This is a genomic window from Carboxylicivirga agarovorans (genome assembly GCF_050589845.1).
Classification (GTDB): Bacteria; Bacteroidota; Bacteroidia; order Bacteroidales; family Marinilabiliaceae; genus Carboxylicivirga; species Carboxylicivirga agarovorans.
The window spans coordinates 48,960-64,646 of sequence record NZ_JBNGPA010000002.1 but is presented as its reverse complement, the minus strand read 5'-3'; the positions used below and the strand labels follow the sequence as shown (position 1 = coordinate 64,646).

Below are 15,687 nucleotides of genomic sequence, written 5' to 3'. Positions count from 1 at the left end.
TGACTATGGATTTTATTAAAAAAATAACAAGGCGCAGCTTTATAAAAAAGGCCATTTTTACCTTGGTTTCCCTTGAACTGGTATATGTTCTTACCAACTTACTAAAGAAAGGTAATGAAGCCAAAGCACCTGAAAACCTTTTTGATGCAGGTGATGTTGATCTTTTTGAAAACGGGCAGGTATACCCTTTTAGCACAGAACGCTTTTACCTTTCGCGATTGAAAGATGGCGGTTTCCTGGCCTTATCAACTAAATGCACACACCTGGGTTGCACTATTCAGTTTAAAACAAAAGAGGATAAATTCCAGTGCCCCTGCCATGCATCGGCCTTTAACAAACATGGCGATGTGCTGGCTCCTCCTGCAACACGCGCACTGGACCTTCTTCCGGTTACCATAATTGACAATAAAGTACTGGTTGACACTGCCAATCCGGTGAAACGAAACAAATATGATCGCTCACAAATAACATACGTCTAGATGATCAACACGCGACAATATAACAATATCACATTGGCGCTGGTGGGTGCATTAATTTTGCTTTTGCCGGCCTATCTGCTTATTAAAACATACAGCGTTTCTTCTTCTGCCACCACAAGTGAAGAGCCTCATTTTGTTGGTCGCGAAACCTGTATTGAATGTCACCTGCCCGAGTACAATGACTGGGTTGGCTCGCACCACGACAGGGCCATGGACATAGCCAATGACACAACTGTTCTTGCCAATTTTAACAATGTTACCATTAAAGGAAATGGCATGACGCATCGTGCATTTATGAAAGACGGCAAGTTTATGGTAAATACCGATGGTGAAGACGGCACCATGCAGGATTTTGAGGTGAAATATGTTTTTGGTTTCACTCCCCTCCAACAGTTTCTGGTTGAGTTTGATGGCGGACGCCTGCAAACACTGCCTTTAACCTGGAATACTTTAGACAGCGTATGGTATCATATGGTCGATTCGGTATACAGCGATCAGGATATGCATCATGACAACTGGTTACACTGGACTAACCAGGCACAAAACTGGAACAGCATGTGCGCCGATTGCCACTCAACCAACCTTCAAAAGAATTACGATCACATTAATGATACCTATAACACTACCTGGTCTGAAATTGATGTGAGTTGTGAAGCATGTCATGGTCCTTCATCAAACCACCTGAAGTGGGCTGCATTACCTGAATATGCGCGTGATGAATATGAAAACTATGGACTGCCGGTTAAAACCAGTGGCATTAATAACGAGCAATACGTTGATAATTGTGCCCGATGTCACTCTCGACGCAGCTCTTTAAGCGATTTTGACTATTCCACACAGAATATACATAACCACATTATCCCTAACCTGCCCGATGTTCCAACCTGGCACCTCGACGGGCAGATACTGGATGAAGATTATGTCTATGCTTCGTTTACGCAAAGTAAAATGTATACCAAATACCGCGAGGTTCAGTGTAACGATTGTCATAATGTGCACAGTGGCAAACTATTATTTGACGATGACTACAACGCCCTTTGCTTACAATGTCACACAGCGGATATTTACGATACGCCCGATCACCATTTTCATAAAATGGAAGGCATGCCGGGAGAAGCTGTTATATCAGAGTCAGGGGTTAAGTTTGATGTCGGATCAGGAGCCCTGTGTATCAACTGCCACATGCACGGACAGTACTACATGGGTGTTGACTACCGTCGCGATCATAGCTTCAGGATTCCAAGACCCGACCTGTCGATCAAATACGATGTGCCAAATGCCTGTAACCAGTGCCATGCCGACAAGAGCAATCAATGGTCAGAGAACTACATTACCCAATGGTACGGTGAAAACAGAACCTTCCATTTCGCCCAGGCCTTTGACGATGCCAGAAATGGAAAGGAAGAGAGCCTTGGTCGTTTAAAAGGCATTATTGACGATGAGCTTTATCCGCATAACATCCGAAGCCTGTCAATACAATACATGGGCAATTATTTCCAGGATACGCTTAAGCACGAGGTAGAAACTTATCTGGGTAATTTATATCCCGACATCAGACTGGCGGCAGTCAGAGCCATACAATTAACCAGTGAAGATGATTTAAATTTACTTTACCCCATGCTGCGCGATGATACCAAAGCCATACGAACAGAGGCAGCCCGTATTATCTCAACAGCAGGCCTTGAGCAATTACCGGCTAAGCACAAAAAAGCATATGATATAGCCATAAAAGAGTATGAAGAGATATTGATTTACAATGCCGACTTCCCGATTGGTAAGTACAACCTGGCCAACTATTACTATAACCAGGGTAATTATGGCGATGCCGAATCGTTTTATCTGAAAGCTCTTCAGCAAGATGAAGAACTACACTTTATAAAGCTTAACATGGCTTATTTGTACAATAAGATCCAGAAGAATGATAAAGCCGAATTGCTGTTCCGTGACTACCTGAAGCATGAGCCCGAAGATGCACAGGCCATGTACTCTTTTGGTTTGCTTTTGTCGGAATTGAAAAAATACGATGAGTCGCTTACATTCCTCGTTAGATCGTACCAGTTAAATCCTCACCGTCCGCGGGTGGCACATAATATTGCAATGATGTACGATTTCAATGCCAATAAAGCTGAGGCAGAACGCTACCTGAAGCTTGAAATAAAGAACTTTGACTCATATAACAGTAATGCCGAGTTACTGCGCTATTATCTTAGCAATTCAATGAACAGCAAAGCCAGACAACTGGCACTAAAAATGAAACAAGCATATCCTGATATGCAGGAATTAGATCAGGTACTGGAGCGATTGAAGTAAAAGATCAAAAACCATTAAAATTTTACGTCTCTTTCCTCCCTCTCTGAAAAGCACCTCAAAAGGTTAAACCTTTTGTAATAAAAGGTACTTGCTTTTGCATCGAAAGGTTAAACCTTTTACATCGAAAGGTACTACCTTTTGGCCTCAAAGGTTAAAGCTTTCGATGTGAAGCGAAAAGTCATTTTTGCAGGTTACTACCATAACTGCCATACAGTAGTGCCATTAACCTTAATTAACCCTAAACTCGTTATTTATGGTAGTTGAGTGCATAATATCATGTTTTAATATCTCGCAAAAAGAATATATTTGCCGTGTGTTATAACTTACAGTGTATAAGCCATAGCATGTCCCATTTCTACAAGACTATAATAATGTCTGTCTATAAAGCAAGGTGTTTGAACCTTCAAGCAGTAATTGCGCTTTATAAACAAACACTAATTTGAATTCAGTTAAATAATTATATCTGCTTGCTATGCTGCAAGTGAATTAAAAACTAACCAAATGAAGCAATTTTTATTTTTTTTACTGGCTTTGTGTATCTTTTCTGGTACTGCAAGTGCTCAGTTTGATTTAAACGCACCTGTACCGGTCGATCCTGAAGTCCGCACAGGCGTACTTGATAACGGGATGACCTACTACATCCGTCACAATCAAGAGCCTAAAGAACGTGCCAGCTTCTACATTATTCAAAATGTAGGTGGTATACTTGAAGATGATTCACAAGACGGATTAGCTCACTTTTTAGAGCATATGGCTTTTAATGGCACCAAGCATTTCCCTGGCAAAGGCGTTATCTCATCCCTTGAGAAGCACGGTATTGCTTTTGGACGTAACATTAACGCCTATACAGCTCAGGATGAGACTGTTTATAACATTTCAAATGTACCTGTAGCTCCTAACGGACTTATGGACACTTGTTTGCTGATCTTACACGACTGGTCTAATTACCTGTTGCTTGAGGAGGAAGAAATTGATGCTGAACGCGGTGTTATTTCTGAAGAGTGGCGTACACGTCGTGATGCCGGTTTCAGAACACGCAACCAGATGATGCCTGCATTGCTGAACAATTCCAAGTATGGCGAGCGCGATGTTATTGGTGAATTGGATGTTATCAAAGGCTTTGAGTACGATGAGTTACGTCGTTTTTATCACGACTGGTATCGCACCGATCTGCAAGCTATTGCCGTTGTAGGTGATTTTGATGCTGATGAAATGGAGAAAAAGGTAATTGAGCTTTTCTCAAAGATACCTGCCGTTGACAATCCAAAAGAACGCTACGAAGTAATGGTGGAGCCTAAAGCTGAAACTACTTTCAAACTGGCTTTAGATAAAGAAAATCCACAGTCAAGCGTGGCATTGTATGTGCGTCACCAGGCAGAAGCAGCTGCTGATAAAAACCACAACACACTTAAGACTAACTACATGCGTAGCCTGATCAAAAGCATGATCAGTACACGTATCAACGAGCTGTTACAAAAAGGAAATCCTCCATTTATTAATGGTTCTGTTGGTTTCTCTGATTACCCAAGAACAGTTTCATTAATGAGCATCAACGCCACCGCTAAAGAGAATGAAGAAGCTAAAGCTTTCGAAGCGATCCTTACAGAGGTTGAGCGTGTTAAGCGCTATGGTTTTACCGAAGGTGAGCTGGAGCGTATGAAAGCACAAATGCAGATGGGATATGAAAACTATTACAAGCAGCGCGATAAGATTTCGCACGACAGTTACTGTAAAGAAATAGCTTCACTGTACCTTGAAAACGTACCAATGCCCGGTATTGAGTACGAATTCAAATTCGCCCAGGCTATTATTCCGGCTATCACAACTGAAGAGTTAAAAGCCTACTTCAATTCAATGTACACTCAAGAAAACCGTGTGATCATTGTTACAGGTCCTGAGAAAGAAGGCGTGAAGCACCTGAATAAGGCCGAGGCATTAGCCATTGTTGAAAAAGTTGAGAATAACGCTGCCATTACAGCCTATGTTGATGAAGCGGTAAGCTCTTCACTGGTTGAGGAATTACCAGTTGAAGGCAAAGTGGTATCTGAGCGTGCATTGCCTGAGTTTGACGCTTTTGAGTGGACATTAAACAACAACACCAAAGTTGTTTATCGCTATGCTAACTATAACAAAAACCAGGTAGCACTAAGCAGCTACAGTAAAGGAGGTTCATCATTGTATGATGTGGCTGACCTGCCATCAGCAAGCATGGCTTCTGACTTTATTCCTGCCTTTGGTATTGGCAATTACGATGCTGTTGCCCTGCAAAAAGCATTGACTGGTAAAAACGCGAAGGTAGGATTTGACATTAGCGGATTATCTGAGTCAATCTCTGGTAGCAGTCGTACCCAGGATTTTGAAACAATGATGCAGCTGGCTTACCTGCACTTTGAGCAGCCTCGTTTCGACGAAGAAGCCTATAATGCACTTATGGCTCGCTATATGGCTTATGTAGCTAATATGGGTGACAATCCTAAAAAGATCATGCAGGACAGTATTAGTCAAATTCGCTCTAACTACCATGAGCGTAACCTGATCTTTGGCACTGAGTACCTAGAAAAAGTTTCATTTGACCGAATGGAGGAGATCTATAAAGAGCGCATCAGTAACGCTGCTGACTTTACTTTCTTCATTGTAGGGGATATTGAAAAAGAAGTTGCCAAAGAAATGGCTGCCAAATACCTGGGTGCCATTTCATCGAATGATGAAAGAGAAAACTGGAGAGATAACAATGTTAATGGTCCTGAAGGAGTAACTAAAAAGACAATACCTGTTAAATTATCAGAGCCTAAAGCGACGGTTCAGATATATTACAACGGTGATTTGGATTACACACCTGAAAACCGCATTGGATTATCATTTATCAGTGCCGTACTTCGTTTACGTTATACTGAGAGTATTCGTGAAAAAGAAGGAGGAACCTATGGCGTAGGCGTTAATGCTTCTACAAGTCATTATCCTCAATCAGAAGGAACTGTTGCTATTCAGTTCGATTGTGATCCTGACCGTGCCAATGACCTGATTCCTTTGGTATATGCCGAAATTGATAAATTGATCAAGTCGGGTGCTACAATTGAAGATCTGGACAAAACACGTAAGAACATCCTTAAAAGCCGTGCCGAAAGCAAAGAGCAGAATAATTACTGGATGAGTAATATCCGCAGTTACTATGTTAACGGCATCAACATGACATTGGCTGAAAACTATGAAGATGTTGTTGAAGGAATGAGTCCTAAAGACATTAAGAAATTAGCTAAGAAGTTCTTTAAGAAAGCTGATAAAATAGAAGTAGTATTTGTCCCGGCTGAGGACTAATACTTAACGTAAGCATAAGAAAAAGGCAGCCAATCGGTTGCCTTTTTTGTTACCAATAGTGTTGTACATTGCAGACTTGATGAACCCGGATAGCTAACGGTCTAACGACTAAACAACATGGCATTCGTTATTTCGGTGCATTGAACTGAAAATCATGGAATAACAATTAATGTTGCACCGGTTTTATTTACATGACTGTGCAGCCGGGCGTGGTTTAAACTAATTGAGAAATGGTAAGCTGTGGTTTTGTTAATTTGTCAAGCTATTAACCCAATTAACTTTTGTGGTGCTCATGCTTAGCCCAGATTGTCTCAATGTTCACTACTCACTACTCATCTTTTAATTGATTTGTTAAGTTAACGATCAAATAACCAGACAAGCTATCACCTACTCTTAATCTGATAAATTATCAATTACGATGCCTGCCGTATGTTCTGCTGGCACACTATATGCATCGTAATATTGACTTGACAAAGATTAATGGCTATTTTTTAAAACTTCATTAACAAAATCGCTCTTTCAGGGTTAATGAATAAAACCTATTTTTGCAACACTGTTGCATTTACAACACACAAACACGAATAATGATTAAAAATAAGATCCCGGTAACGATCATCACAGGCTTTTTAGGAAGTGGCAAAACCACCTTGCTCAACAATATTGTGAAGCAATTCCACCATAAGAAATTTGCCATTATAGAGAATGAATGTGGTGATGTTGGCATTGATGGTGATCTTATTTTGGGCGAAAGTGATGCTATATTTGAATTAAACAATGGCTGCATTTGTTGTTCACTGCAAGATGGCTTTGTTAATACCATCAACAAGTTACTGAACAGCCCCCATCAATTTGATCACCTGCTGATTGAAACAACCGGCATTGCCAATCCCGATTCGGTTATCGGTACTTTTATTGCCACGGAAGCGATCCAGCAAAAGTTTGTTATTGATAGTGTGATATGCGTGGCTGATGCCGTGAATATTGAAGATTTCATTAATGACCAGCCTGAAGTAAGGAAGCAACTTGCACTGGCTGATATTACACTGATCAATAAAGCTGATTCGGTACAGAAATCATATTTGCAGGACCTGCAGCAATTAATAGCAGCCATTAACCCCATGTCCCGGATTCACAAAGTGAGCTATTCAAACATCAGTGAAATCAGTATACTTGATAACTATTACTTCACCAGTGAGGCCATAGAGCAAAAAACGGCAGATTTCCCATTTGCAAATGGTTTAAAGCTGGATACCAGTCAACTATTGGGACGTCATGACATTACAGCTGAAGGCTTTCTCATTAGTGGAGACATTGACATGGAAAAGTTTGAATCGTGGATGAAAGGCTTTTTATTTTTCAACAGCCATGCTGTTTTTAGAGCAAAGGGTATATTAAGCACCACTGAATCAAAACAAAAACTGGTATTTCAGTCCATAGGCACATCCTATCAGTTAGAATACGGGAAAGCCTGGAGCAACGAACAACACTTTAATAAGTTTATTTTTATCGGGAAATACATCGACCGGGAAATGATTGAAAGCAGTTTAATGCAAACATTAGTAAACCCTATTCCTGTAAACCAGCAATAAAAACATTGAATCAATGATATATACCAGGGATCTAACAATTAATTATAAAGGAGGAAAGCAACTGACCTTTAAAGATATGCATATTGAAAAAGGTCAGCAATGGTTGCTAAAGGGGCATTCAGGCACAGGCAAAACAACCCTGTTGCACATGTTATCAGGTATTCTTAGTCCATCGGCTGGCACCATTTCCATCGATAATGTAATTATAAACCAGTTATCTCAGGCTCAACAAGATCAGTTCAGGGCCACATCAATTGGCTTAATATTTCAAAAGAACCTGTTTATCTCTTCAATAAACATGTACAACAACCTGGTTATTGGTAAAAAACTGGCAGGTCATGCCATTGACAAAACCACTATACTTCAGCTAACAGATGAACTGGGCATATCGGCTCTGATCGATAAAATGCCACATGAATTAAGCCAGGGTGAGCAGCAACGCTTTTCTATAGCACGAGCATTGGTTAATGAGCCCAAAGTAATTCTGGCCGATGAACCGACCTCGAGTCTTGATGACACCAATTGCCAGCGATTTATAAACAGTATTTCAAAGTTGTGCGATCAGCATGCTATCACCTTGCTGATCGCCACTCACGACAATCGTTTCAATGAACAATTCAAAAACGCCATTCAATTAGGATAAACATGAGAGAAATACTAAAATTAGCCACCTCACAACTAAGGGCTAAACCTTTTAACACCACACTAAGTATTGTCATGTTTACCATTGGCATGAGCATTATCTCTGTGCTTATGCATTTTGAAGACCATGCCCAACAACGTATGGAAAATGACATTGCCGGCATTGATATGGTTATAGGAGCCAAAGGCAGTCCATTACAATTGGTATTGTCGTCCGTATTTCATGCCGATAACCCTACCGGTAACATTAGTTTGCAAGATGCTGAAAGAGTTAAACAGCACCCACTCGTAAAAAAGGCAGTACCCATTGCATTGGGCGATAACTACAAAGGCTACCGAATAGTTGGCTCAAACAGTGAGTACGCACAACTCTATAAAGCAAAGCTGGCAGACGGACAATGGAATAAAAAAGTAATGGATGTGGTTATAGGTTCTAAAGTGGCATATCACAAAGGACTTAGACCGGGCGATCAGTTTACAGGCGTTCATGGCTTTATGGATGTTGGTCATTCACACGACGAGTATATTTATACGGTCACGGGCATTATGAATGAAAACGGTTCTGTGATTGATAAAATAATCGTGACCAATATAGAGAGTGTATGGGCTGTTCATGGTGGCGGGCATGGTGCCTGCGAACACGAGCATGAAGCAGACTGCCAACATGATCACCATGAAGACATTGATCATATTCACAGCAAAGACTGTCAGCATGATCATGCTACTGAAGAAGCACATGTTCACGGTGCTGATTGCCAGCATGATCACCATGAAAGTGACGAACATAAACATAGTGAAGAATGCCAGCATAATCACGATGCCGATGGTGAACATTCGCATGAACACGATACTCAGTCATCGATAGAAAGCATCATCAATAAGGTCAACAACAACCAGGAACTGACTGCCGAAGAGATGAGCCTTTACAATGCGTACCGTGGACATATATCAGAAAAGCAACTGGCGCCCGACGAAGCGATTACCGCCTTACTTGTGTTTTATAAAAACCCCATGGCAGCGACAACCCTTCCGCACATGATCAACCAGAATACGAGTATGCAGGCCGCTTCTCCTGCCATTGAACTCAATCGTTTAATGGCAATGCTTGGTGTTGGTTTTACTACAATCAGACTATTAGCCTGGATAATCATTATTTTCTCAGCCATTAACCTGTTGATACATATGCTAAATCGCCTTAACCAGGAACTGAATGAAATAGCACTGCTCAGATCCCTTGGCATTTCGCGTTTTAAGGCATTACTGTTATTGCTGTCTCACGGTTTAATACTTGCAGTTAGCGGCTGGTTTCTTTCAATCATAACAACCCGAATAGCATTAGTTGGCCTGTCACATTACTTTGAACAGATAGACTTCCATGGGCTTCAATCCTTGCTGGCCGGTGAGTATTATCTATTGTTGTATGCCATTGGAATTGGGGCTTTAGCTGCATTGATACCTGCATTGAAAGCCTATAACACTAACATTCACTATCTGTTCAATAAGCTTTAATACTCTTTTTTAAAATCTTTAAATGTATTTTGCAGACTGCATAAACTGTTAGAATTGATAATGATGAGAAAACTTATTGTATTTATATTCCTGACACTATTAATACCAATCAATAGCCCGGCACAAACACCGGGCTCTGATACAGTTTGGAACCTCTTACTCAAGGATGTCAACATCCGCTACATGTATTCAATAACCTACAACACTTATTTACCCAAGCCAAAATTTGGTAAAGACCTGAAAGAGCTTGACGGCAAAGAGATCAGCATAAAGGGATTTTTCCTGCCGGTTGATGTTACAGGCAGCGTCTTTGTTATTTCTTATAATCCTATGGAAAGCTGCTTTTTTTGCACTGGATCAGGCATTGAGACGATTATTGAAGTCAACCCTAAAGAGGAGCAAATAAAGCGTTTTAAAAACCTTGAAACAGATAATTATATACAGATCAAGGGGAAACTACGACTTAATGCCAAAGATTATGAGCATTTGGTATATGTATTAGATAATGTTGAGTTGGAAAAGATCATTAAATAAACCTGCTTCATCATCGGCATTATTTAAGTATTTATTCACGCTTTCTTTGGTAACGCACCTGCGAAACTTTCTCGAGGTATACTTTTGAAGAAACAAACTCAAAATTTAGAGGCTTTGCCAAATCACCAAATAAGGGTGAGCCTCCTCCCAGCAATACAGGAATAGTTGTGATGATCAGATCATCGATCAAATCTTCCTTTAAGAAGCTTTGAATGGTTGTTCCTCCGTCAATGTATAAGCGCATATAGCCCTTTGCATTGATCGATTCAAGAACTTCTGATAAAGAACCATTAACCAGTTCGACCTTATCTTTATAATCATCGTGAACACTTTTTAAAGAGCTGCTCAATACAAATACCGGTTTGGTATAGGGCCACGGGCAATCGAAACCGCAAACCGTTTCAAAGGTAACGCGTCCCATAACAATGGCATCTGTTTCATTCATAAATGGGACATAGCCCATATCAACCTGATCGGGATTTGGGATACTGAATAACCAGTCAAGCCCTCCATTCTTATCAGCTATATATCCATCTAAACTTGTTGCTATAAATACCTTATTCCTTTTTTCCATATTGACAAACTTAACTATTAATACAACTATAATATTGATACGGCTATCGGGCCCAGGCATGCCCCATGACGATATAAAAACCGAAATCTTCATCGCTCCAGGCAAAATCCATTCCTCCGCTTAAGCCAAATACACGTGCCAGTAAATAACGAAAACCTGTTCCTACGGATCTTACCGATTGATTGGTTTTCAACCATCCATCATCTAAAGGTGCCGTTACACCCATTCCGGTGAATCCTAAGACCTCCCATCTGTAATTAAGCTTGTAATTAAGCTGTACCTCAAGCAGGTTGACATTATTCCCTTGATACTTTACAGCAGGCACGCCACGCATATTTATACCCGGTATAGCCCAGAATGGTGTATTCTCGCTTGCATACAGTGTTTCAATACGCGCGCCTATCGTCGTTTTTTCGCTCAGATCACCAAAGGCCAGTAACACGCCTGAAAGGCGTCCATAAAAGTCTGCCCCGCCCATCCACTCATCACTATAGGTACCTTTTAACTGTGCATATATACCTTTGGAAGGGGTAAATACGTTATCACGCGTATCAAAATCAAGCATTACTGACAATTCACTAAGTTCAGAATCAAAGCTCTTTCCCGAATATTCTGGAATATCAATGGGTAATTGAAGCGTATTTGTACCGTTGTAATTAAAATAACGAGCCCCGATAAAAAAGTCAGTTTCTTTGATCCGAAACTTTAGTTGCTGTACAAACATCCAGGTGTCCAGGTTCATCTCTACCGGCTCCGGCAGAATATTATTTGGACCGTAATAATCGAAGTTGATATTACCTTTACCAATGAGACCCATATACCTTATTCTATCCTGCTTCCAAAAACCCAGATGAAACAATCCGCCAAACCAGGTTCCATTCTCTGTTAATCCTCCAAAACCACTTGTTATATCGGGAATATTGCCTTTTTCCATAATAGAACCATGAAAATAAGACAAAGCAATACCACCACCATAACCAATGGCAGGTTCCGTCATAATAATAGGAACTGGTAATAGGCCTTTCATTTCAGTCAAATAACGGCTCACATCAATGGCATTGTCAAGTGTGTCCCTGAAGGCAGACGATTTATTTTGTGATAAGGCAGCTGTGCAACTAAGGCAGCCCAGTATAAGCGGTAAAAGCAGTCTCATAATTATCAATAGATTTGTGGTTAGATCCGTATTAAGTACCTGATTGAATTCGATGATACAAAATCAGAAATTGCTAATCAATAAACAAACTAACCGGCAAATCGTTTAGCATTGAACGTTTTATGTTTTAACAGCACACAAAATAACTGACACAGCTTCAGCTTATAAATGGGACATCATTTTTATAAGGTCTCCATCCTTTTTTATAACTTAATGCGATAGCAGGCAATAAGAACATTGTTTTATTGATCTTAAATAAAAGAGCAATCGTCTTTTAGCATGACATGGTAAAATAGCTTAATTTTATAGCTCACATTAAATAACAAACCATGACAACTAAAAAACAAACAGCCGTCATTTTATCGGGATGCGGTGTATACGATGGCGCTGAGATACACGAATCGGTATTAAGCTTGCTTGCCATTGCCAGGCAAGGTGCCGACTACACAATTTTTGCCCCTGATGTTGATCAGCATCATGTTATTAACCACCTAAAAGGAGAGCCTGCTGATGAAAAGCGCAACGTATTGGTTGAAGCTGCTCGTATTGCCCGTGGTGCCATTCAACCATTAAGCGAATACAAGGCTGCCGACTTTGATGCTTTAATCCTACCTGGTGGTTTTGGTGCGGCTAAAAACCTTAGCTCTGTTGCTTTTGATGGACCTGCGTGTACTGTTGAAGCAGAAACAGAAAGAGCAGTAAAAGAAACACATGCGGCCGGAAAGCCCATTGGAGCCCTATGCATTGCCCCGGCTGTAATAGCGAAAATATTAGGCGAAGTAACCGTTACCATTGGTCAGGACGAAGGTACAGCCCAGGCAATAGAAGCGATGGGTGGCAACCATGAAACCACAAATCACGGTGAGGTAGTGGTTGATGAAGCTAACAAAATCGCCACTACTCCTTGCTATATGCTCGATGCCAATATCCTGCAAATTGCTGAGGGAGCAGATAATGTGGTAAAGGCTGTATTGGCGATGGTCTGAATAAGCTGATCGTACAATATAGTAATCTCTGTATATAGCACTTGTGTCAAGTAAACGCAACAGGTGTAGTTAAGACTCAATAAGGAATTAAGGCATAAAAAAAGGTTGCAGCGTTTGCTGCAACCTTTTTTAGTGTAGATTTTTTTCCTTTTTTATCTGTGGAATAACAATTCACGGTATTTTGGTAATGGCCACATTTCATTATCAACAGTTAATTCTAACTTATCAATGTGGTAACGAATATCATCCAGGTAAGGACGCACGTCTTTGTCATAAGCAAATGCCTTCTCAGTTTCAGACTCAAGAATATTACATTTTTTACGAGCCTCAATCATTTCAGCAACTTTAGCTTTAATTGAAGAAATATGTCCAGAGATAGTTTTAATTAATTCTTTACGAGCACCTGCCAATTCAGCAAATTCCTTTTCGTCAAAGATATCACGCATACCTTGTACGTTATGGATCAACTCAGTCTGATACTGAATAGCTGTTGGTACGATATGGTTGATAGCAAGGTCACCCAATACACGAGCTTCGATCTGTATCTTCTTCGTGAATTTCTCCATTTCAACTTCAACACGTGCTTCCAGTTCGCGATCAGACATTACGCCTGTACCAACTAAAATGTCTTTTGAAGTCTGATCTAGATATTTAGACAATGACTCAGGTACTGAAGTAATATTTGTTAATCCTCTTTTAGCGGCTTCATCCTTCCACTCATCTGAGTAACCATCACCGTTAAAACGAATTGGGTTCGACTCTAAAATAACCTTCTTAATAGTCTGGAAGATTGCCTCATCCTTTTTAACCCCGCTCTCGATTAAAGCATCAACATCTTTCTTGAACTCTTCTAACTGAACAGCCATTGCAGCACTTAAAGACGTTAAAGGAGCTGCACAGTTAGTCATAGAACCAACAGCACGGAACTCAAAACGGTTACCAGTAAATGCAAATGGTGATGTACGGTTACGATCAGTGTTATCTAATAAAATTTCAGGAATACGTCCAATACCTAACTTAAGAGCTGTTTTCTCATCCGGAGTCATTTTCTGATCAGTAATACGCTCAGCCAGATTATCAAGCATATCGGCAATCTGTGATCCGGTAAATACAGAGATAATAGCCGGAGGTGCTTCATTTGCACCTAAACGGTGACTATTTGATGCTGTTAGAATAGATGCACGTAATAAATCCTGACTCTTATATACAGCAGCAATAGCATTCACAACGAAAGTCAAGAACTGAAGGTTACCTTTAGGGTTCTTACCTGGAGCCATTAATACCACACCTGTATCGGTTGCCAATGACCAGTTGTTGTGTTTACCAGAACCATTGATACCAGCAAATGGCTTCTCGTGAAGAATAACTTCAAACTTGTGGTGACGAGCAACACGCTTCATCACATCCATCAATAACTGGTTATGATCGTTAGCAAGGTTAGCTTCTTCATAAATAGGGGCTACCTCAAACTGGTTTGGAGCCACCTCATTGTGACGAGTTTTTACAGGTATACCCAGTTTGTGACATTCGATCTCCAATTCGATCATGAATTTACCCACACGCTCAGGAATAGAACCAAAGTAGTGGTCATCCAGCTGCTGATCTTTTGCTGAAGAGTGTCCCATCAAAGTACGACCAGTCGTCATAAGGTCAGGACGAGCCTGGAAAAGTGCGGTATCAATTAAGAAATACTCCTGCTCCCATCCAAGGTTAGTATGTACCTTTTTAACGTCTTTGTCAAAATACTGAGCAACACCTACAGCTGCTTTATCAACTGCGTGCAATGCTTTAAGGAAAGGAGTTTTATAATCTAATGCCTCTCCTGTATATGAAATAAATACTGTAGGAATACAAAGTGTAGTACCGATAATAAATGCAGGTGATGACACGTCCCAGGCTGTATATCCACGGGCTTCAAATGTTTGACGAATACCTCCTGAAGGGAAAGATGATGCATCAGGTTCCTGTTGAGCAAGTAGCTTACCTGAAAACGACTCAATCATATTACCATTGTCGCCATAATCCAAAAAGCCATCATGCTTTTCAGCAGTACCATCAGTCAAGGGTTGGAACCAGTGAGTGTAATGCGTAGCACCACGCTCCATTGCCCATGCCTTCATTCCAGAAGCTACATTATCAGCAACTTTACGATCAATTGCATCGCCTTTGTCAATTGCCACTTTTACTGCCTTGTAAGCATCTTGTGACAAATACTTTGACATTGCTTCTTTGTTGAAAACCAATTCCCCATAGTAGTCAGTTGTTTTAGCTGAAGGAAAGCTTACTTCTTTTGCCTCCCTGTTCATCAATTCGGCTAAAGCCTGAAATCTTAATTGTGCCATAGTCTTTTTATTTTTTATCGAGTTAGCAGGAGCAAAAATATACATTTTTGAATATCAACCATCATTTTTGCAGCCTAAAATGAATATTTTTTCATTTTTTATTGATTAAAGGCTATTTTTTAGAGGTATGAGTGAATATTTTTACATTTTACACCTGAATTAACCCTGTTTTTTAACACCCAGGCAACAAAAAACTAAAAACATTAATAAAAAAAGCCACCCTCACTATGAGGGTGGCTTCTAAAATAAAAATG

The 15,687-nt window shown here is 40.4% G+C and carries 11 protein-coding genes; 8 read left to right on the top strand and 3 right to left on the bottom strand.

Annotation, left to right across the window (positions count from 1 at the left end):
• Positions 1-5 precede the first annotated feature (5 nt).
• The 7 genes from ACRD69_RS02435 to ACRD69_RS02405 all read left to right on the top strand — a co-directional run bounded on the left by ACRD69_RS02435 (position 6) and on the right by ACRD69_RS02405 (position 10,378).
• On the top strand, positions 6-479 hold the full coding sequence (locus ACRD69_RS02435) for a QcrA and Rieske domain-containing protein (protein WP_430813474.1): 474 nt from the start codon (positions 6-8) through the stop codon (positions 477-479).
• The gene (locus ACRD69_RS02430) at positions 480-2,789 is read left to right on the top strand and encodes a multiheme c-type cytochrome (protein ID WP_430813473.1); all 2,310 of its coding nucleotides are present in this window, start codon (positions 480-482) and stop codon (positions 2,787-2,789) included.
• Between the two features lie 501 nt (positions 2,790-3,290).
• The gene (locus tag ACRD69_RS02425) at positions 3,291-6,104 is read left to right on the top strand and encodes a M16 family metallopeptidase (RefSeq protein WP_430813472.1); all 2,814 of its coding nucleotides are present in this window, start codon (positions 3,291-3,293) and stop codon (positions 6,102-6,104) included.
• A 584-nt stretch (positions 6,105-6,688) separates the two neighbouring features.
• Positions 6,689-7,693: a CobW family GTP-binding protein gene (locus ACRD69_RS02420; RefSeq protein WP_430813471.1), complete on the top strand. Its 1,005-nt coding sequence runs from the start codon at positions 6,689-6,691 to the stop codon at positions 7,691-7,693.
• 13 nt (positions 7,694-7,706) lie between these two features.
• Entirely contained in the window at positions 7,707-8,336 is a 630-nt protein-coding gene (locus ACRD69_RS02415) for an ABC transporter ATP-binding protein (RefSeq protein WP_430813470.1), read from the top strand.
• Between the two features lie 2 nt (positions 8,337-8,338).
• Positions 8,339-9,844 (top strand): ABC transporter permease, encoded by a 1,506-nt coding sequence (locus ACRD69_RS02410; RefSeq protein ID WP_430813469.1) that lies wholly within the window; start codon positions 8,339-8,341, stop codon positions 9,842-9,844.
• 63 nt (positions 9,845-9,907) lie between these two features.
• Entirely contained in the window at positions 9,908-10,378 is a 471-nt protein-coding gene (locus ACRD69_RS02405; RefSeq protein ID WP_430813468.1) for a hypothetical protein, read from the top strand.
• Between the two features lie 31 nt (positions 10,379-10,409).
• Here ACRD69_RS02405 and ACRD69_RS02400 read toward each other — a convergent pair whose 3' ends face one another.
• Positions 10,410-10,952: a dihydrofolate reductase family protein gene (locus tag ACRD69_RS02400; protein WP_430813467.1), complete on the bottom strand. Its 543-nt coding sequence runs from the start codon at positions 10,950-10,952 to the stop codon at positions 10,410-10,412.
• 43 nt (positions 10,953-10,995) lie between these two features.
• Complete coding sequence (locus ACRD69_RS02395) at positions 10,996-12,105, bottom strand: BamA/TamA family outer membrane protein (RefSeq protein ID WP_430813466.1); 1,110 nt, start codon at positions 12,103-12,105, stop codon at positions 10,996-10,998.
• A gap of 329 nt (positions 12,106-12,434) precedes the next feature.
• On the opposite strand from ACRD69_RS02395, the gene elbB reads away from it, so the two are divergent.
• Positions 12,435-13,091, top strand: a complete 657-nt coding sequence (gene elbB / locus ACRD69_RS02390) for an isoprenoid biosynthesis glyoxalase ElbB (RefSeq protein ID WP_430813465.1) — start codon at positions 12,435-12,437, stop codon at positions 13,089-13,091.
• 152 nt (positions 13,092-13,243) lie between these two features.
• Here elbB and ACRD69_RS02385 read toward each other — a convergent pair whose 3' ends face one another.
• Entirely contained in the window at positions 13,244-15,433 is a 2,190-nt protein-coding gene (locus tag ACRD69_RS02385) for a glutamine synthetase III family protein (RefSeq protein WP_430813464.1), read from the bottom strand.
• Positions 15,434-15,687: the final 254 nt, after the last annotated feature.